Source organism: Pseudomonas sp. BRG-100, from assembly GCF_000737955.1.
GTDB classification, from domain to species: Bacteria; Pseudomonadota; Gammaproteobacteria; order Pseudomonadales; family Pseudomonadaceae; genus Aquipseudomonas; species Aquipseudomonas synxantha_A.
Window position 1 is genome coordinate 3,721,215 of the sequence record NZ_JPRX01000001.1, and the last position, 17,813, is coordinate 3,739,027.

Here is a 17,813-nt window from a genome sequence, read left to right on the forward strand (position 1 = left end):
GCTTCAGGCACCCCTCGGACTTTGGTACATCATGGCCACTCAAGCAGACGGCAAGACCCCCAACCTGTCGCAGGAAGAGCAGCAGGACGTCGACAAGAACCAGCCGCCCCGTGCGGCGGTTCTTCACGAAATCATCCGTACCCAGGGCGACCAGGAGCTGGAGCGCAGTGTCGCCGCCTTATGGTGGTCGGCACTGGCCGCCGGACTCACCATGGGCCTGTCGTTGATGGCGATGGGTTTGCTCAATTCACGCCTGCCGGACGCCGAGGGCTTCAAGGTGATAGCCAGTTTTGGCTATTGCGCGGGGTTTCTGGCGGTGATCCTCGCACGCCAGCAACTGTTCACCGAAAACACCCTGACCGCGGTGCTGCCGGTCATGAGCAAGCCCACTCTGGGCAATGCTGCACGTCTGCTACGACTATGGACAGTCGTGCTGGTAGGCAATCTGTGCGGCACTTTGTTGGTGGCTTATGTGATGTTGCATTTACCGATTTTCGATACCAAGACCGACCTGGCCTTTCTTGAAATCGGACGCAAGATCATGGAGAACGATTCTGGCCAGATGTTTGCCAAGGGCATCGTTTCCGGCTGGATGATCGCCACCATGGTGTGGATGATCCCATCAATGGAAAGCGCAAAGATGTGGATCATTATCCTGATCACATACCTGATGGCCCTGGGTGACTTCACGCATATCGTCGTCGGTTCGGCGGAAGTGTCATACCTGGTGTTTGCCGGCGAGCTGCCGTGGAAGGATTTCTGGCTGGTGTTTGCCGGACCGACCCTGGCGGGCAATATCATCGGCGGCAGTTTTATCTTCGCCCTGATCAGCCATGCGCAGATTCGCAGTGAGAGCAGCCTGCCAGGCAAAGCTGCTGCGGACCCTCGGCATCCGCAGCCGACTAGAAAAGATCAGTGATGTTCAGGCGTGGCCTGGGGTTCGCCCCGGGTCACGTGTTTGACCAGCTTGCCGATGCTCAACCCCTGCAACAGGATTGATGACAGCACCACGATGTAGGTGATGCTCAGCAACAAGTCGCGCTCCGGACCCAAGGGCAGCGCCAAGGCCAAGGCCACCGAGACACCGCCACGCAAACCACCCCAGGTCAGGATGCGGATAGTGCCGCGCGGCACCGTGCGCCAGCGCCGCAGCAGCAAGATCGCCGGGGCCACCGTCAACAGGCGCGAGAGCAGGATCGCCACGGCGAGCAAACTGGCCGCGAATACGTGCAGCCAGTTGAATGGCAACAGCAGCAATTCCATGCCGATCAGCGCAAACAGCAAGGCGTTGAGCATGTCATCAAGCAGTTCCCAGAAACCATCCAAGTAGCGACGCGTCATGTCGTTCATCGCCAGGTTGCGTCCCAGGTTGCCGATGATCAGCCCCGCGACCACCATTGCAATCGGTGCGGACACGTGCAGTTGCGAAGCCATGGCCGAACCGCCGATCACCAGGGCAAGGGTCAGCATCACTTCGATCTGGTGCTGTTCGATACTCTTGATCATCAGGTACACGAGGTAGCCGATCAGCCCGCCGAATACCACGCCGCCTATGGCCTCGTGGGCAAACAGCAGGGCAGTGGCGCCCACGGTGGGCGTCTCGCCCAACTGCGCGATACCCAACAGCACGGTAAACACCACCACGGCGGTGCCATCATTGAACAGCGACTCGCCGACAATGGTGGTCTTCAGTGGTTTCGACGCATTGGCGGTACGCAGCACGCCGAGCACCGCAATCGGGTCTGTAGGCGAAATCAGCGCGCCGAACAGCAGGCAGTAGAGGAAGCTCACGTGCCAGCCGAACAGGGCGAAGATGTAATAGGCCAGGCTGCCGATCACCACGGTGGCGATCAACACCCCAAAGGTGGCCAGCAGGCCGATGGGCCAGCGGTAACTGCGCAAGTCGTTCAAGTTGACGTGCAAGGCGCCAGCGAACAGCAGGAACGAGAGCATCCAGTTCATCAGCAAATCGCCGAAGTCGATCTGGCCTATCAGTTGCTGGATGCGCTCCTCCAGGCCGGGATAGCCGATAAAGCTCAGGCCCTGCAGGATCAGGGAAAAAAGCAGCGCAGTGACCATTACACCGATGGTCGGCGGCAGGCCGATAAAGCGGTAGTTCACATAGGTGAGCAGGGTGGTGAGGCAAATGAAGGCGGCGACAAGTTCGAGCATCCGGGGTCCTTGGAGCAGGGAAATGTAGGCGCATGGGGGGCGCCGAGGTGGTGTTTAGTATAAACAGGTGAAGTTACATCACGAATCAATTGAGGAGGTTCTGGTGGTAGCGACAGCCCTGGTGCTGGTCGCACCCGCTGGATTACCTGGTGTGGCTGACATTGATCAGTGCCTGGCCATTTCCGTTGCTGGCGCTGGTGCGCAAGCGTGCGGCCTTCAGCCTGTTCTGGCGCACTCAATGGCGGTTGGGCCTGAGCGTGGGATTGTGCGTGTTGTTGAGCTACGCTTTGGTGCTTTGGGCCATGCAGTTGGGCTCGATTGCCGAGGCGGCGGCGTCGCGGGAAGTCAGCGTGATCCTGGTGGTGCTGTTCGGCATGCGTTACTTGAAAGAACCTTTTGGCCGTCCACGGCTCATAGCTTGTGGGTTGGTGCTGATCGGCATGTTCGTGATGAAACTCTAACCGTCGGATAAATCCAAAAAAGGAATGAGTGATGACAGTCGCTTTCTGGTGTGTGTTGATCGCAATTTTTCTGCCCTATCTATGCACGGGTGTCGCCAAGTTCAGCACGGGCAAGTTCGGAGCTCGGCACAACCACGACCCGCGTGCTTTCCTCGATACCGTTGAGGGCGTCGCCAAGCGCGCCAACAATGCGCAACTCAACAGCTTTGAAGTGACCCCGGCGTTTGCCGCGGCGGTGGTCATTGCGCACATGGCCGGCAACGCCGAACTGGTGACGATCAATGTGCTGGCGGTGCTGTTTATCACCAGCCGCCTGCTGTACATCATTTGCTACCTGGCCGATTGGGCGATTTTGCGTTCGCTGGTGTGGGCCGTGGGAATGGCGTTGATTGCGAGTTTTTTCTTTGTCTCGATCTAACGCCTGATGCAAATCCTTTGTGGCAGGGGGCAAGGCGAATCGTCGCACCGCCCCTCCCACATTTCATTATCAGCGTCTGTCAGGTGCCGGCGGGGGCATCCGGTACTTGCGGCAGCGCCGCGCCTTTGGGCCACAGCATCCAGATTTGCCCTTGTTGTTTCATATTTCCTGCCAGCTCTCCCGCCGCATCACCTGTGCCCCAGAACAAGTCTGCCCGTACTTCGCCGGTGATTGCGCCGCCGGTGTCCTGGGCCGCGACAGGTCTGGTGATCGGTGAACCATCGGGTTTGGTGGTCGACAACCACAATAGGCTACCCAGCGGGATGACCTTGCGGTCCACCGCCACGCTGTAGCCGGCGGTCAATGGCACGTTCAGCGAACCGCGTGGGCCTTCGTTACTGTCGGGGCGTGCGCTGAAGAATACGTAGCTGGGGTTGCTCGCCAGCAGTTCGGGAATGCGCTGCGGATGTGCCTTGGCCCAGGCGCTGATGGCGCCCATGGTCACCTCTTCTTTTTTCAGCTCGCCTTGCTCTACCAGCCAACGGCCGATTGGGCGGTACGGGTAGCCGTTCTGGTCGCCGTAACCTACGCGCAGTTGGCGCCCTCCCGCCAGTTGGATACGCCCTGAGCCCTGGATTTGCAGGAATTGCAGGTCCATTGGGTCGGTCAGCCAGGCGATCGGCTTGGCAGTGGAGCCCTGGCTGTTGACCGTGCTGGCGTCGTCATAAGGCTTGAGTACCCGACCTTCCAGGCGTCCACGCAGGCGCTTGCCTTTAAGCTCCGGGTAGATGCTTTCGAGGTTGACGATAATCAAGTCATCCGGCACGCCGTAGACCGGCACATGGGCGGTAGCGGTTTTGGTCAGGCTGCCGGGGTAGACCGGCTCGTAATAACCGGTGATCAAACCATTGGGTGTGTTGTTGGCCGAACGCAAGCCGAAGACATCGAGGTGTTCCTTGAGAAAGCCGCGAACCGCCACGGCATCGCCCGGTACGCTGGCCGCTGCCGCGCAGGTGGTGCCCCATACCGGGTCGGCTTTGAGGCGCTGGCAGGCGCTGCGCCAGGATTCAAAACCGGCCAGCAAATCGCTGTCGGAGACCACCGGCAAGGCTTCCCAGGGTGCACTCACATAGGTGGCGACCGCATGGGGTTTGGCTTCTTCTTTGGCGACCTCTTTGCCGGAATCTTTACCTGCATCGCAGCCGGCCAGCAGTGCGATCATTGGCAGAGCCCACGCGAGTCGGCGGCTCCAGGGTTTCGCGGTGATATTCATGTAAGCATTTCCTGAAGCGATTACCCATGCTTCATTGCATTCGGGCAACCCTTATTATTAATAGGGCTATTGGTCTTTGCGGGCGGGGCGAGGATACTGGCCGCCGTTTCCCGTGACCTGAAGCCATCATGATTCTAAAAAAACTGACCGTTGTACTGCTGGCCTGCCTGGCCTTGTCCGCCTGTGGCGGTGTTGACCCCAATTCCCCACTGGGCCAACGCAAGGCGATCTTCAAGCAGATGCTCAAGACCGGCGAAGACCTGGGCGGGATGTTGCGCGGGCGTATCCCGTTCGACGGTGCCAGGTTTGCAGAAGGCGCGGTCAAGCTGGATGCGTTGTCCCATGAGCCGTGGAAGCACTTCCCAAGCGTGCGCGAAGAAGATCACACGAGCGCCAGGGACGACGTGTGGCAGAAACAGGCGCAGTTCCAGCAACTGGCCCGCGACCTTGAGGCGGCCACCGGTGAATTGGTGATCGCCAGCCAAGTGCAACCCTACAAGGCCAGTAACCTTCAGCCGGCGGTGCAAAAAGTCGAAGACGCCTGTAGCGCCTGCCATAAACAGTTCCGCGATCACTGATCGTTTTTACTGGTCGAGTTCTTCCACCGCGTCCTGTAGTTCTTTGCGCGACTCGGCCAGTTTGTCCTTACGCTTGTTGATCTTGTCCGGATCGCCTTTTTTCATGGCCTTGTCGAGGTCGGCCTGACGGCGGGAGACTTCGTGCTTGGCGTCGAGCACTTTGTTTTCACGGTCTTTTTTCAAGGTGGCGTCGGTGCAGTTGGCGGTGACTTCGCTCAGGGCTTTTTCCAGGCCGGCCTGTTGGGCGCTGTTACCGTGGGCCTTGGCTTGTTCGATCTGGCTGCTGATGGCCTGGCGCTTGGCGGCGCAGCCGGTGAGCGGTTGCGCTTCTTCGGCGGCCAGCAGTGGCATGGTTGTGAAACTTGCGAGGGTCAGCAAGGCAAAGGGGGCGAGAAATTTCATCTATAAAGCTCCAAGGTCGCAATCAGGTGGCCGGGTGGCGTTCAAAACCCATCTATCCCGGCCTCGCGTAATGTTTCAGCCAAGGCTTGCACCTGCGGGTCGCGAAAAAACGCGCTCAGTTGCGCTGCACGACCCGGGCCGATGCCGTCTGAGGCCAGCCAGGCTTGGGTGTCTTTGGCGGCCAGCGTCTGCCAGTCGCCCTCCAGGTTGTTGCGCGCCGCTGGCGGTACGCCCAAGGCCTTGAGCCATTGTGAAAAAGGGCGTTGCCGGGCGTTGTTAAAACTGTCGAGCACTCGCTCACGAGTGCGATCACCGAAGCCCTCAATGGTAGCAAGCTGCGCCGCATCCAGGGTTAACCAATCGAGAAAGCCTGCGATTAGACCGGCCTGGATCAATATGTTCCAGGTTTCACGGCCCATATGTGGCAAGGCCAGGCCCTGTTTGCCGCTCAGCCAGGTGAGGCGGGCGAGTAATTGATCTTCGCAGCCGGGCTCCATTTGCCAGCAACTCAGGGCGTGAAAATCGCGAGGGTTGGGTAGCTGCATGTCCACACGGGTTTCGTTGCGCAGGATCACCTCGTCCAGTCGGGGAATGACCTGGCCTGCCAGGCTGATCGACACATGGTCGCCGGGGCGGATATCCAGGGCTTGCCAGCGTTTCAGGGAGCCGGCGCTGACCCGGCTGATCTGCCGATCATCCAGCCACACGGGTTCCAGTTCGAGGATGGGGGTGATGCGCCCGGTGCGACCGATCCTGAATTGCACCTTGCGCACCAGTGCCAGGGCTTTGATGGCTGGGTACTTCCAGGCGACCATCCAATAAGGCGCACTGGCTTGCCAGCGCTCGGCGGGTGCCCGTGCAGCCTGGTGCAGCACCACGCCATCGCTGGCGAAGGGCAGCGGTGCGTTGTACCAATGCGTGCGCCAATGAGTGGCTTCGCTGATGTGCGCAATGGGGTGGCTATAACGCTGTGTATCGCTGAAGCCCCAGCGCGTCAGGGTGGCCAGGCGCTCGGTGAAGTCCGCCGGACCGTCAGGCCAGGCCCAGACGAACAAGCCGATGCCTGCCGCCTCAGCGTCGCTCAATTGTCGCCGGTTCATCAGGCCGGCCACTTTGCTGCGCGCATTGAGCCCACCGTTTATCGCTTGCACATGGTGATCAAGGCGCCAGTAAAGTTCGCCTTGCAGCACCACATCAATCGCGTCTGGCAGCTGTTGGACGATACCGGGGATCCTGGCGGCCGAGGCCGACCAATCGTGGCCCAGCACGCCATCGCCTCGGCTGATGAGTTGCTGCAAGCGGCCCTCGCGATAGACGAGCGTCACCGCCACCCCATCGACCTTGGGTTGGATCCATACGTCCTGGCGGGTGCTGAGCCACTTCTTGACTGCCGGTTCGTCCGGCAGCTTTTCCAGGCCGGTGTGCGCGACTGGGTGCCGTAACGTGCCGCGTGAACTGGCCAGCGGGTTGTCCGCTTTCGGCGTGGCTTGGCGTGTGCATTCACGCCATTGCGCCAGGCGCTGGCGGGCCTGGTCGTAGAGTTCGTCACTGATGGGGGATTGGCCCTGGCGGTGGTAACTGTCGTCCCACTGGCTGATCTGCCTGGCCAAGCTGTCGAGTTGCAGGTGAGCGTGATCGGGGCACGTTTCTGCCCACGTCCAGCTGGATAAAACACTGAGAAAAAAAGCCATGAACTTATGCATCATGAGCATCCTTGCTCGAAAAGGGAGCCCAGCCTAAGTCATCCAGGCGCCCACAAAAAAGCCCCGATTGCTCGGGGCTTTTTACCGGGTGTTTCTGTATACAGCGCGAACGCTTACAGGCCGGCAGCGATACGCAGGTCGTTGGCTCGGTCGGTTTTTTCCCAGGTGAAGGTGCTGAAGGTGTCATCGCCAACAGTCTTCTGCGCAGGGGTACGGCCGAAGTGGCCGTAGGCTGCGGTTTCCTGATACATCGGGTGCAGCAGGTCGAGCATGGTGGTGATTGCGTAGGGGCGCAGGTCGAAGATTTCACGCACCAGCTTGACGATTTTCTCGTCGCTGATCTTGCCGGTGCCGAAGGTGTTCAGCGAGATCGACGTAGGCTGCGCCACGCCAATAGCGTAGGAAACCTGAATTTCGCAGCGCTCGGCCAGGCCGGCAGCCACGATGTTCTTGGCCACATAACGACCGGCATAAGCGGCCGAACGGTCAACCTTGGACGGGTCTTTACCCGAGAACGCGCCACCGCCGTGACGGGCCATGCCGCCGTAACTGTCGACGATGATCTTGCGACCAGTCAGGCCGCAGTCGCCCACGGGGCCGCCGATGATGAACTGTCCGGTCGGGTTGATGTGGAACTGGGTGTCCTTGGTCAGCAACTCGGCAGGCAGCACGTGCTTGACGATCAGCTCCATCACGCCTTCGCGCAGGTCGGCGTAGGACACGTCCGGGTTGTGCTGTGTCGACAGCACAACGGCGTCGATACCCACGACTTTGCCGCCTTCGTAACGGCAGGTCACCTGGGACTTGGCGTCCGGGCGCAGCCAAGGCAATACCCCGGATTTACGTGCTTCGGCCTGGCGTTGCACCAACTGGTGCGAGAAGGTGATCGGCGCCGGCATCAGCACGTCGGTTTCATTGCTGGCGTAGCCGAACATCAGGCCCTGGTCGCCGGCGCCCTGATCTTCAGGCTTGGCACGGTCTACACCCTGGTTGATGTCAGGCGATTGCTTGCCGATGATGTTCATCACGCCGCAGGTCGCGCCGTCGAAGCCGACGTCGGAGCTGTTGTAGCCAATGTCGGTGATCACGTCACGAACGATCTGCTCCAGGTCGACCCAGGCGGTGGTGGTGACTTCGCCGGCGATGATCGCCACGCCCGTTTTCACCAGCGTCTCGCACGCCACACGGGCGAACTTGTCTTCAGCGATGATAGCGTCCAGCACCGCGTCAGAAATCTGGTCGGCGATTTTGTCCGGATGCCCTTCAGACACGGACTCGGAGGTGAAAAGGGAGTATTCGCTCATCTCGATGTTTTCCTGATATTTACCGATGGTGAGTGTCGCCAGCCGGCCGCTGAAAATGGCGGACCTGAATCTGGAAACCATTACGTAAACCTACATAGAGGCTTTCCCCGGGAACGAGTCCCGCAGCGGTGGCCCAACGGGCCAGATCGTCCTGTTCAAAACCCAGCCAGAGATCACCGCAGGCCTCCTTGGCCCAATTCTGGTTGTGGCTGCATAAATCCGTAACCAGCAGGCTACCGCCGGGGTGCAGTAACCCGGCCATTTGCTTGAGGGCGTCGGCGGGGGCGGCGAAATGGTGCAAGACCATGTTCAGCACCACGCAATCGGCCCGCAGGCTGGTGTCATTCAAGGCGTCAGCCAACTGCAGGCGCACATTGCCCAGGGCTTCGCGTTCACAGAGTTGGCGCGCCAGTTCAAGCATTGCCGGGCTGTTGTCCAGCGCCGTCACCTGCCCGAAACGCCGTGCCAGGTCCGGCAGAAAGCCGCCATCGCCAGGGCCGACTTCCACGGCCGTTGCCTCAGTACTGAAGCTCAGCTTGTCCAACAGCGCCAGTACGCTTTCGCGGTATTGGGGCAAGCCGGCGATCAGGTCCTGCTGGGCGCGAAACTTGTCGGCAACCCGGGAGAAAAAGTCCTGGCTGGCGGCGGCGCGTTGCCCGTGGACCTGGCCGATGCGCGACTGTACGTCGCTCGGCAGGCCCAGGTTATCCACTTCCTCAAGCAAGGCGGCGTGCAGTTTGCCGCCCAGCTGTTCGGTATGGGGCAGGGCGCGGCGGTAAAAAATCGCATTACCTTCGCGGCGCGTGGCGACCAGGTCGGCCTGGGCCAGCACCTTCAAGTGGTGGCTCATGCCGGATTGGCCGATGGCGAAGATCTGCGCCAGTTCCAGCACCCCGAACGAATCGTTGGCCAGTGCGCGCAATACGTTCAGGCGCAACGGATCACCTGCAGCCTTGCAAAGGGCTGCCAGTTCATCGCCGTCGTCAGGACGCAGGGAGGGCACGGGTAGGTTCATAAGGCCAGCAGTCTAGTGACGGGTGTAAATCCCTGCAAGGTCAATATCAAAAAGTTTTGATATTGATTGATAAGTGGCGGTTATAAGCCGCCGCTATAACCTTTAGACGAACCAGTTAAAGGTTTCTGCAACCTATTGCCGTCCAAACCACAGGAAAAACACCCTCAAGTGACTATCTGTCATTGCCCGCAGGCGGTGGCTGAGGGAAAATGCCGGTCCTTTTTTCCGTTTCTTTAAAAGTAAACTCCAGGAGATCAGCGATGCCCAGCCGTCGTGAGCGTGCCAACGCCATTCGTGCCCTCAGCATGGATGCCGTGCAAAAAGCCAACAGCGGCCATCCCGGTGCCCCGATGGGCATGGCGGATATCGCCGAGGTACTTTGGCGTGACTACCTGAAACACAACCCGAGCAACCCGTCGTTCGCCGACCGTGACCGCTTCGTGCTGTCCAACGGCCACGGCTCGATGCTGATCTACTCGCTGCTGCATCTGACCGGCTACGACGTCACCATCGACGACCTCAAGAGCTTCCGCCAGCTGCACAGCCGCACCCCGGGCCACCCGGAATTCGGCTACACCCCAGGCGTGGAGACCACTACCGGTCCCCTGGGTCAGGGCCTGGCCAACGCTGTCGGCTTCGCGCTGGCTGAAAAAGTTCTGGGCGCGCAATTCAACCGCCCTGGCCACGACATCGTCGACCACCACACCTATGTGTTCCTGGGTGATGGCTGCATGATGGAAGGCATCTCCCACGAAGTCGCCTCCCTGGCCGGCACCCTTGGCCTGGGCAAGCTGATTGCCTTCTACGATGACAACGGCATTTCCATCGACGGCGAAGTCGAAGGCTGGTTCACCGACGACACCCCCAAGCGTTTCGAAGCCTACAACTGGCAGGTGATCCGCAACGTCGACGGCCACGATCCGGAAGAAATCAAGATCGCCATCGACACCGCTCGCAAGAGCGCGCAGCCAACCCTGATCTGCTGCAAGACCACCATCGGTTTCGGCTCGCCGAACAAGCAAGGTAAAGAAGACTGCCACGGCGCCCCACTGGGTGACGCGGAAATCGCCCTGACCCGTGAAGCGCTGAAGTGGAACCACGGCCCGTTTGAAATCCCGGCCGACATCTATGCCGAATGGGACGCCAAGGAAAAAGGCCTGGCCACCGAATCCGAATGGGACCAGCGTTTCGCTGCCTACTCCGCCGAATTCCCGGAGCTTGCCAACGAGCTGGTTCGTCGCCTGGCCGGTGACCTGCCTGCCGACTTCTCGGCAAAAGCCTCGGCCTACATCGCCGAAGTCGCGGCCAAGGGCGAGACCATCGCCAGCCGTAAAGCCAGCCAGAACACCCTGAACGCCTTTGGCCCGCTGCTGCCTGAGATCCTCGGCGGTTCGGCTGACCTGGCCGGTTCCAACCTGACCCTGTGGAAAGGCTGCAAAGGTGTCTCGGCCGAAGACGCCAGCGGCAACTACATGTACTACGGCGTGCGCGAGTTCGGCATGAGCGCCATCATGAACGGCGTGTCCTTGCACGGCGGCCTGGTGCCTTACGGCGCGACCTTCCTGATGTTCATGGAGTACGCACGTAACGCCGTACGTATGGCTGCGCTGATGAAGAAGCGTGTGATCCATGTGTACACCCACGACTCCATCGGCCTGGGTGAAGACGGCCCGACGCACCAGCCGGTCGAGCAACTGACCAGCCTGCGTACCACGCCGAACCTGGACTGCTGGCGCCCAGCCGACGCGGTCGAATCCGCCGTGGCCTGGAAGCACGCCATCGAGCGCAAGGACGGCCCTTCGGCGCTGATCTTCTCGCGTCAGAACCTGCAACACCAGGTGCGTACCGACGCGCAGATCGCCGACATCAGCCGTGGTGGTTATGTGCTCAAGGACTGCATCGGCGAGCCGGAGCTGATCCTGATCTCCACCGGTTCCGAAGTGGGCCTGACCGTTCAGGCCTACGACAAGCTGACCGCGCAGGGCCGCAACGTTCGCGTTGTATCCATGCCATGCACCAGCGTGTTCGAAGCCCAGGACGCCGGCTACAAGCAATCGGTGTTGCCGTTGCAGGTCAGCGCGCGTATCGCCATCGAAGCGGCTCACGCTGACTACTGGTACAAGTACGTGGGCCTGGAAGGCCGCGTGATCGGCATGACCACCTATGGTGAGTCGGCGCCGGCACCAGCGTTGTTCGAAGAGTTCGGTTTCACCCTGGAAAACATCCTGGGTCAGGCTGAAGAGTTGCTGGAAGACTAAGTCAGTCTGCGTTGTCTGCACTGGCGCTATCGCGGGCAAGCCCGCTCCCACATTTGGATCGCGGTCTAATGTGGGAGTGGGCTTGCCCGCGATGGCGTCAGAACATTCAACACCGAACTAACCTTGATCGAGAACCCCATGCCCCAACCGCGTCCCTACAAAGTTGCACTCAACGGCTACGGCCGCATTGGTCGTTGCGTCTTGCGTGCTCTGTTCGAGCGAGGGGCGGCAGCCGGGTTTGAAATTGTTGCAATCAACGATCTGGCCGACATGGCCAGCATCGAATACCTGACACGCTTTGACTCCACCCACGGGCGCTTTCCCGGCGAAGTGCGAGTCGACGGCGATTGTCTGCATATCAATGGCAACTGCGTACAAGTGTTGCGCAGTGCCACCCCCGAAGGCATCGACTGGAAAGCACTGGGCGTCGACCTGGTGCTGGAATGCTCCGGTGTCTATCACACCCGTGCCGATGGCCAGCGTTTTCTCGACGCCGGTGCGCCGCGTGTGCTGTTTTCCCAACCGATGGCCAGCGAGGCGGATGTCGACGCCACCATTGTCTATGGCATCAACCAGGATTGCCTGACCGGTGATGAGCTGCTGGTGTCCAACGCTTCGTGTACCACCAACTGCAGCGTGCCATTGTTGCGCCTGCTGGATCAGGCGATCGGCCTGGATTATGTGTCGATCACCACGATTCACTCGGCGATGAACGACCAGCCGGTGATCGACGCCTATCACCACGAAGACCTGCGCCGCACGCGTTCGGCGTTCCAGTCAGTGATTCCGGTGTCCACAGGCTTAGCTCGCGGCATCGAGCGACTGTTGCCGGAACTTGCCGGGCGAATCCAGGCCAAAGCCGTACGGGTGCCGACGGTAAACGTGTCTTGCCTGGATATCACCATGCAAACCGTCAGCGACACCGATGCGACGGAGGTCAACCGGATACTGCGTGACGCCGCCACCAGCGGCCCGCTCAAAGGCCTGCTGGCCTACACCGAGTTGCCCCACGCCAGTTGCGATTTCAACCATGACCCGCATTCGGCGATTGTCGATGCCAGCCAGACTCGCGTTTCCGGCCCCAGGCTGGTGAACATTCTGGCCTGGTTCGACAACGAATGGGGTTTTGCCAACCGAATGCTGGATGTTGCGGAACATTATCTGCACATCGCCTCTAAACAACCTCAACAGTAATTCAGGAACTGCGACCCATGACCGTGTTGAAGATGACCGACCTCGATCTGCAAGGTAAACGCGTACTGATCCGCGAAGACCTCAACGTCCCAGTCAAGGACGGTGTTGTCACCAGCGATGCGCGAATCCTGGCCTCGCTGCCGACCATCAAGCTGGCCCTGGAAAAAGGCGCGGCCGTGATGGTCTGCTCCCACCTGGGTCGCCCGACCGAAGGTGAGTTCTCTGCCGAAAACAGCCTCAAGCCTGTCGCCGAGTACCTGAGCAAGGCCCTGGGCCGTGACGTTCCGTTGGTCGCGGATTACCTGGGCGGCGTAGATGTGAAGGCCGGCGACATCGTGCTGTTCGAAAACGTGCGCTTCAACAAGGGCGAGAAAAAGAACAGCGACGAACTGGCCCAGCAATATGCTGCCTTGTGCGATGTGTTCGTGATGGACGCTTTCGGCACTGCTCACCGCGCTGAAGGTTCGACCCACGGTGTGGCCAAGTTCGCCAAGGTTGCCGCTGCCGGCCCACTGCTGGCTGCTGAGCTGGATGCGTTGGGCAAGGCCCTGGGCGCTCCGGCCCAGCCAATGGCGGCCATCGTTGCCGGTTCCAAGGTTTCCACCAAGCTGGACGTGCTCAACAGTCTCAGCCAGATCTGTAACCAGTTGATCGTCGGCGGCGGCATCGCCAACACCTTCCTGGCCGCAGCCGGCCACCCGGTGGGCAAATCCCTGTATGAGCCGGACCTGCTGGATACCGCGCGCGCCATCGCCGCCAAAGTCAGCGTGCCATTGCCGGTGGACGTGGTCGTTGCCAAAGAGTTCGCTGAAAGCGCCGAAGCCACCGTCAAGCTCATCGCTGACGTGGCCGCTGACGACATGATCCTGGACATCGGCCCGCAAACTGCGGCCAACTTCGCCGAACTGCTCAAGGCATCCCAGACTATCCTGTGGAATGGCCCGGTAGGCGTGTTCGAGTTCGACCAGTTCGGCAACGGCACCAAAGTGCTGGCCAAAGCTATTGCTGAAAGCTCGGCCTTCTCCATCGCCGGCGGCGGTGACACCTTGGCGGCCATCGATAAATATGGCGTTGCTGATCAGATCTCCTACATTTCTACCGGTGGCGGCGCCTTCCTCGAATTCGTCGAGGGCAAGGTTTTGCCAGCCGTGGAAGTGCTGGAAACCCGAGCCAAGGGCTAAGGCTCGCGTGATCAGGAAAAGGAGTGTTCCCATGATCAAGTCGTTGGCACTGGTGATCGCAGCGGGCTTGTTGGCCGGCTGCAGCGGCAAACCCAGCGCGGCGCCGGAGGCGGACAACGCCAAGGCTCCGTTGAACAAAAGCTGTTACCAGGCTGACTGGCAAGCCGAGACCATGCCGGTGATCAACAAGCGCATCGGCAACGAACGGCTGGAGAAATACGACTCCGCGCCCAACGGTCAGGAACAGGGTTGCCCTTGACGGGTCTGATCCACTAACCAACAGCAACGGCGGCCCCAGGTCGCCCTGCGAGGATTGGCAATGAAAGGCGTTTTCGCCCTGGCAGCCCTGGCCCTGTTGGCCGGTTGCAGCAGCATGAACATGTTCAGCAAGGCCGCAGAGCCTGCCGACAAGTGGACCACCTGGACCTGCGACAGCAAGGCCGAGCTCAACTGGCGCTTCGCCAACCAGGCCCGTTCCGAAGTGGATGTACGCCTCGGCGGCTCGGACCAGGTTTACCGTCTCAAGCAAGAGGTAGCCGCCTCCGGCGTGCTGTATAGCGACGGCCAGTTGGCGTTTCACACCAAAGGTGAGGAAGGTCTGGTGTACTGGGTTGCCACCGATGATTTGATTGGGCGCGGCTGCAAAGCCAACTGAACCCAACAGCAATAACGATTCAGCAGTACAAGGCTCAACCCCTTGATCTGCAATAACTTGAATAGCAGCCGCCGCTACGGCAGGCTTGCACGATTAACGACCCTCGACCGGGAGAGACAACACAATGGCACTTATCAGCATGCGTCAAATGCTGGACCACGCAGCCGAGTTCGGCTACGGCGTCCCAGCCTTTAACGTCAACAACCTTGAGCAGATGCGCGCCATCATGGAAGCCGCTGACAAGACCGACTCCCCTGTGATCGTCCAGGCTTCGGCCGGTGCGCGCAAATACGCCGGTGCCCCGTTCCTGCGTCACCTGATCCTTGCGGCCATCGAAGAATTCCCACATATCCCGGTGTGCATGCACCAGGACCACGGCACCAGCCCTGACGTGTGCCAGCGCTCCATCCAGCTGGGCTTCAGCTCGGTGATGATGGATGGCTCCCTCGGCGAAGACGGCAAGACCCCAACCGACTACGAGTACAACGTACGCGTCACCCAACAAACTGTGGCCATGGCTCATGCCTGCGGCGTGTCGGTCGAAGGCGAGCTGGGCTGCCTGGGCTCGCTTGAAACCGGCATGGCCGGCGAAGAAGACGGCATCGGCGCCGAAGGCGTGCTGGATCACAGCCAGATGCTGACCGACCCGGAAGAAGCGGCCGACTTCGTCAAGAAGACCCAGGTCGACGCCTTGGCCATCGCCATCGGCACCAGCCACGGCGCCTACAAGTTCACCAAGCCACCTACCGGCGACGTGCTGGCCATCGACCGCATCAAGGAAATCCACAAGCGTATCCCCAACACCCACCTGGTGATGCACGGCTCTTCCTCGGTCCCGCAAGAGTGGCTGGCGATCATCAACCAGTACGGCGGCGACATCAAAGAAACCTACGGCGTACCGGTTGAAGAAATCGTCGAAGGCATCAAGTACGGCGTGCGCAAGGTCAACATCGACACCGACCTGCGCCTGGCCTCCACTGGCGCAATGCGTCGCCTGATGGCCACCAACCCGAGCGAGTTCGACCCACGTAAATTCTTCGGTGCCACCGTGACCGCAATGCGCGACGTGTGTATTGCTCGCTACGAAGCGTTTGGTACTGCGGGTAATGCTTCGAAGATCAAGCCGATCTCGTTGGAAGCGATGTACCAGCGGTATTTGAAGGGTGAGTTGAACGCTAAGGTCAATTAAGTCCGGGCGTTTATAAAAAACCCGCAGCAATGCGGGTTTTTTATTTATATTTATTGTCTTAATAATTCAACATGACCTTAAAAGGTTAACTGTATCCAGCATCTATGCCGATAACTTCTAATTTGAGTTTGGCGAGTTAAGAGATCGTCACGGGACTGGTGAGGCTCCAGTCCGAATAGGTGCTATTGACCTTGGTCTCTCTTACTTGTACGTTAATGGTTTGTTTGCTGTAGTTTTTCAGAATCGCTTCTTGGGTGATAAAGGAGTACGTGCCGTTTGAGCCAACAAGCCCGCTTCCTAGAAGCGCTCCCGTGCCGGCTTGATGCAAGTAAACCCGATAACCAGGCGTGCCCCTCCCTGAAACTGCAATTTGAGCGGCTCCGCCTTTGGCGCTATCAATATAGGCAGCCATGATAAATATCCTTCTTAAGTGGTCGTCGGGAATCGACGACGTGATGAAACTCTAGTGATGCATCAGGTATGTGGCTACCTCTTAGAAATCACAGTTCCGACGAATGGCTGTAGGTAAAGACGGCGCATTTAGCTGGATACTCACTAAGTGCGCACTTATGTGTGTATGTCTGAGCGGGACTGGATTTGTAACAACTCCCCCCCCCACAACCTTGGGTTTGGTTAAGGCCATGATTTTCACCATTCTGTGGAAATATTTAAAGTAGGCTGGACATGTGTCTTCGGCCAATCTCGATTGTTTATTTGGTGCTCTGAGAGAATAATCATTTAGCTATTGAAATTGCTGTGCTTATTCCTAATGTTTATTTAAAACTGTCAATGTTGACAGTATTTTTCGTTAATGAATTTGCGCATGCTGCAGAGGATTACTCCAATAAGGGAATACAGGCTATGTCACAGGTGCATTTATTAAAAACGCTTCAATGCTTTACTGCTATTGGGGGATTAGCGCTGATGGGTAATGCCTATGCAGCCCCGCTGTCTTGTCCAGACGTCTCAAGTATTAAGGCAGTGAGTATTCACTTCTCAGGCGGGGTGCAGGAGTGGAGTGGTGAGCAGCTTGTCGAGGATAGCTCGATGGTTGAGGGGTTCAGCTTTTCAGGCGCGGCGATCAAGCAGGGAACAGACAGCGAGACGAAGTTGCCTTATAACTATGTGACCTGCGATTACGTGGGAAAAGGCAAGAGCGACTATTTAAGGCTGTCCAAGCGTTTTACCTTGCCTCCAGTGGCTAAAGGCAGTGCTTGGAACGAGCACAAGGAATGTAAAAATAATACTGTCACAGACTGTACTTTTGAGCTAATGAACTCAAAGGGCCCTGCGAAATTGACATTGCCTCCTCAGTAGAAAGGCGAAGCCATCAGGTGCTGGGGCTGACCTGACGGCACAAATCTAATTAAGTCCACTTTATGAAAAACCCGCAGGAGTGCGGGTTTTTTGCTGGAGTTTGATTAGACGGCGCTGGGTGTATCGAACCCTTGCTGTTCAATCACCCGGAACACGTCGCTCACGTCCTGAACCAAAATGCGTGCGGTATTGGCGATGTTGTTCAGGTCACGTTTTGTGAAATCCGGCAGGCTGGAACAGGCCATCAGGTTGAGGTGTTCAAGGGCCGTTGAGGCGTTCGCGCAGGCAGGCGTGGAGGTCGAGCAGTGGGGCGTCGCTGTCGATCAGGAGCACGGGGTAGTCTGTGGCGGTTTCGGTGCAGGGGGTGAAGCGGCGGGGTGGTAGTTGTTGGGTCATGACAAATATTCCTCGTATCTGAAAAGGACTACCGCCATTCGCTGCGAAACGAATTGGGTGGTAGCTGTGTGCGGGTTCGCAGACCGAGGATACGAGGAACCCGGCAGACCCGGAGGTCTCCCACACACAGCCACCATAAAACAGACGACGGGCGCCGAAGCGCTCATCGTTGTATTCATGATGCTTGGTTAGACACGTATCGTTAGGGCTGCGAAACCCTATCGCTGTTCAGCCAGCGACGGGGCGAACTATAAGCGGCGAATTGACTGGCCGCAACGGTCCTGTAGGACGGACACT

General features: G+C 59.1%; 17 protein-coding genes and 2 pseudogenes. 11 read left to right on the plus strand and 8 right to left on the minus strand.

What is annotated here, in order from left to right; genetic code table 11:
• Positions 1-31: 31 nt before the first annotated feature.
• A complete protein-coding gene (locus tag JH25_RS10910; protein WP_005792214.1) occupies positions 32-919 on the plus strand; it encodes a formate/nitrite transporter family protein in 888 nt (295 codons plus the stop codon).
• On the opposite strand, the gene JH25_RS10905 is transcribed toward JH25_RS10910, so the two are convergent.
• On the minus strand, positions 913-2,172 hold the full coding sequence (locus JH25_RS10905; protein ID WP_032878983.1) for a cation:proton antiporter: 1,260 nt from the start codon (positions 2,170-2,172) through the stop codon (positions 913-915). The two genes, JH25_RS10910 and JH25_RS10905, sit on opposite strands and share 7 nt — an antisense overlap.
• A 125-nt stretch (positions 2,173-2,297) precedes the next feature.
• Between JH25_RS10905 and JH25_RS0127220 the strand changes: the two are divergent.
• Both JH25_RS0127220 and JH25_RS10900 read left to right on the plus strand, forming a co-directional pair.
• A pseudogene (locus JH25_RS0127220) lies at positions 2,298-2,633 on the plus strand (EamA family transporter); the annotation flags it as partial.
• A gap of 31 nt (positions 2,634-2,664) precedes the next feature.
• Positions 2,665-3,051, plus strand: a complete 387-nt coding sequence (locus JH25_RS10900; RefSeq protein ID WP_032878985.1) for an MAPEG family protein — start codon at positions 2,665-2,667, stop codon at positions 3,049-3,051.
• Positions 3,052-3,130: 79 nt separating this feature from the next.
• On the opposite strand, the gene mltA is transcribed toward JH25_RS10900, so the two are convergent.
• A complete protein-coding gene (mltA, locus tag JH25_RS10895) occupies positions 3,131-4,324 on the minus strand; it encodes a murein transglycosylase A (RefSeq protein ID WP_032878987.1) in 1,194 nt (397 codons plus the stop codon).
• 128 nt (positions 4,325-4,452) lie between these two features.
• On the opposite strand from mltA, the gene JH25_RS10890 reads away from it, so the two are divergent.
• A complete protein-coding gene (locus JH25_RS10890; RefSeq protein ID WP_032878990.1) occupies positions 4,453-4,902 on the plus strand; it encodes a c-type cytochrome in 450 nt (149 codons plus the stop codon).
• A 6-nt stretch (positions 4,903-4,908) separates the two neighbouring features.
• On the opposite strand, the gene JH25_RS10885 is transcribed toward JH25_RS10890, so the two are convergent.
• The 4 genes from JH25_RS10885 to JH25_RS10870 form a co-directional block, all read right to left on the minus strand.
• Positions 4,909-5,304, minus strand: a complete 396-nt coding sequence (locus JH25_RS10885; protein ID WP_032878992.1) for a DUF1090 domain-containing protein — start codon at positions 5,302-5,304, stop codon at positions 4,909-4,911.
• A 41-nt stretch (positions 5,305-5,345) separates the two neighbouring features.
• Positions 5,346-7,010 (minus strand): NAD-dependent DNA ligase LigB, encoded by a 1,665-nt coding sequence (ligB, locus tag JH25_RS10880; RefSeq protein WP_032878994.1) that lies wholly within the window; start codon positions 7,008-7,010, stop codon positions 5,346-5,348.
• A 110-nt stretch (positions 7,011-7,120) separates the two neighbouring features.
• Positions 7,121-8,311, minus strand: a complete 1,191-nt coding sequence (gene metK / locus JH25_RS10875; protein WP_032878996.1) for a methionine adenosyltransferase — start codon at positions 8,309-8,311, stop codon at positions 7,121-7,123.
• 19 nt (positions 8,312-8,330) lie between these two features.
• Complete coding sequence (locus JH25_RS10870) at positions 8,331-9,326, minus strand: ArsR/SmtB family transcription factor (RefSeq protein ID WP_032878998.1); 996 nt, start codon at positions 9,324-9,326, stop codon at positions 8,331-8,333.
• Between the two features lie 260 nt (positions 9,327-9,586).
• On the opposite strand from JH25_RS10870, the gene tkt reads away from it, so the two are divergent.
• The 6 genes from tkt (at position 9,587) to fba (ending at position 15,803) form a co-directional block, all read left to right on the plus strand.
• A complete protein-coding gene (gene tkt / locus JH25_RS10865; RefSeq protein ID WP_032879001.1) occupies positions 9,587-11,584 on the plus strand; it encodes a transketolase in 1,998 nt (665 codons plus the stop codon).
• Positions 11,585-11,722: 138 nt separating this feature from the next.
• A complete protein-coding gene (epd, locus tag JH25_RS10860; RefSeq protein WP_032879002.1) occupies positions 11,723-12,778 on the plus strand; it encodes an erythrose-4-phosphate dehydrogenase in 1,056 nt (351 codons plus the stop codon).
• Positions 12,779-12,795: 17 nt separating this feature from the next.
• On the plus strand, positions 12,796-13,959 hold the full coding sequence (locus JH25_RS10855) for a phosphoglycerate kinase (RefSeq protein ID WP_032879003.1): 1,164 nt from the start codon (positions 12,796-12,798) through the stop codon (positions 13,957-13,959).
• Positions 13,960-13,990: 31 nt separating this feature from the next.
• Positions 13,991-14,218 carry a hypothetical protein gene (locus JH25_RS10850; RefSeq protein WP_032879005.1) on the plus strand — a complete coding sequence of 76 codons (228 nt, stop codon included), beginning with the start codon at positions 13,991-13,993 and terminating at the stop codon, positions 14,216-14,218.
• A 60-nt stretch (positions 14,219-14,278) separates the two neighbouring features.
• The gene (locus JH25_RS10845) at positions 14,279-14,614 is read left to right on the plus strand and encodes an MliC family protein (RefSeq protein ID WP_005792196.1); all 336 of its coding nucleotides are present in this window, start codon (positions 14,279-14,281) and stop codon (positions 14,612-14,614) included.
• A gap of 124 nt (positions 14,615-14,738) precedes the next feature.
• Complete coding sequence (gene fba / locus JH25_RS10840; RefSeq protein WP_003177554.1) at positions 14,739-15,803, plus strand: class II fructose-bisphosphate aldolase; 1,065 nt, start codon at positions 14,739-14,741, stop codon at positions 15,801-15,803.
• 136 nt (positions 15,804-15,939) lie between these two features.
• Here the strand turns inward: fba and JH25_RS10835 are convergent, their stop codons facing one another.
• A complete protein-coding gene (locus JH25_RS10835; RefSeq protein WP_032879006.1) occupies positions 15,940-16,215 on the minus strand; it encodes a hypothetical protein in 276 nt (91 codons plus the stop codon).
• A gap of 344 nt (positions 16,216-16,559) precedes the next feature.
• Here JH25_RS10835 and JH25_RS10830 point away from each other — a divergent pair, with 344 nt between their 5' ends.
• Positions 16,560-17,120: a DUF3757 domain-containing protein gene (locus JH25_RS10830; protein ID WP_236648051.1), complete on the plus strand. Its 561-nt coding sequence runs from the start codon at positions 16,560-16,562 to the stop codon at positions 17,118-17,120.
• 104 nt (positions 17,121-17,224) lie between these two features.
• Here the strand turns inward: JH25_RS10830 and JH25_RS0127225 are convergent.
• Positions 17,225-17,516 (minus strand): annotated as a pseudogene (locus JH25_RS0127225) (fructose-bisphosphate aldolase).
• Positions 17,517-17,813: the final 297 nt, after the last annotated feature.

Excerpts from the sequence above, each read along its gene's own strand:
- metK (WP_032878996.1), bottom strand. The coding sequence starts at position 8,311 with ATGAGCGAATACTCCCTTTTCACCTCCGAGTCCGTGTCTGAAGGGCAT.
- epd (WP_032879002.1), top strand. The coding sequence starts at position 11,723 with ATGCCCCAACCGCGTCCCTACAAAGTTGCACTCAACGGCTACGGCCGC.
- JH25_RS10855 (WP_032879003.1), top strand. The coding sequence starts at position 12,796 with ATGACCGTGTTGAAGATGACCGACCTCGATCTGCAAGGTAAACGCGTA.
- JH25_RS10890 (WP_032878990.1), top strand. The coding sequence starts at position 4,453 with ATGATTCTAAAAAAACTGACCGTTGTACTGCTGGCCTGCCTGGCCTTG.
- ligB (WP_032878994.1), bottom strand. The coding sequence starts at position 7,010 with ATGATGCATAAGTTCATGGCTTTTTTTCTCAGTGTTTTATCCAGCTGG.
- JH25_RS10850 (WP_032879005.1), top strand. The coding sequence starts at position 13,991 with ATGATCAAGTCGTTGGCACTGGTGATCGCAGCGGGCTTGTTGGCCGGC.
- tkt (WP_032879001.1), top strand. The coding sequence starts at position 9,587 with ATGCCCAGCCGTCGTGAGCGTGCCAACGCCATTCGTGCCCTCAGCATG.
- mltA (WP_032878987.1), bottom strand. The coding sequence starts at position 4,324 with ATGAATATCACCGCGAAACCCTGGAGCCGCCGACTCGCGTGGGCTCTG.
- JH25_RS10835 (WP_032879006.1), bottom strand. The coding sequence starts at position 16,215 with ATGGCTGCCTATATTGATAGCGCCAAAGGCGGAGCCGCTCAAATTGCA.
- JH25_RS10885 (WP_032878992.1), bottom strand. The coding sequence starts at position 5,304 with ATGAAATTTCTCGCCCCCTTTGCCTTGCTGACCCTCGCAAGTTTCACA.
- JH25_RS10905 (WP_032878983.1), bottom strand. The coding sequence starts at position 2,172 with ATGCTCGAACTTGTCGCCGCCTTCATTTGCCTCACCACCCTGCTCACC.
- JH25_RS10845 (WP_005792196.1), top strand. The coding sequence starts at position 14,279 with ATGAAAGGCGTTTTCGCCCTGGCAGCCCTGGCCCTGTTGGCCGGTTGC.
- JH25_RS10870 (WP_032878998.1), bottom strand. The coding sequence starts at position 9,326 with ATGAACCTACCCGTGCCCTCCCTGCGTCCTGACGACGGCGATGAACTG.
- JH25_RS10910 (WP_005792214.1), top strand. The coding sequence starts at position 32 with ATGGCCACTCAAGCAGACGGCAAGACCCCCAACCTGTCGCAGGAAGAG.
- JH25_RS10900 (WP_032878985.1), top strand. The coding sequence starts at position 2,665 with ATGACAGTCGCTTTCTGGTGTGTGTTGATCGCAATTTTTCTGCCCTAT.
- fba (WP_003177554.1), top strand. The coding sequence starts at position 14,739 with ATGGCACTTATCAGCATGCGTCAAATGCTGGACCACGCAGCCGAGTTC.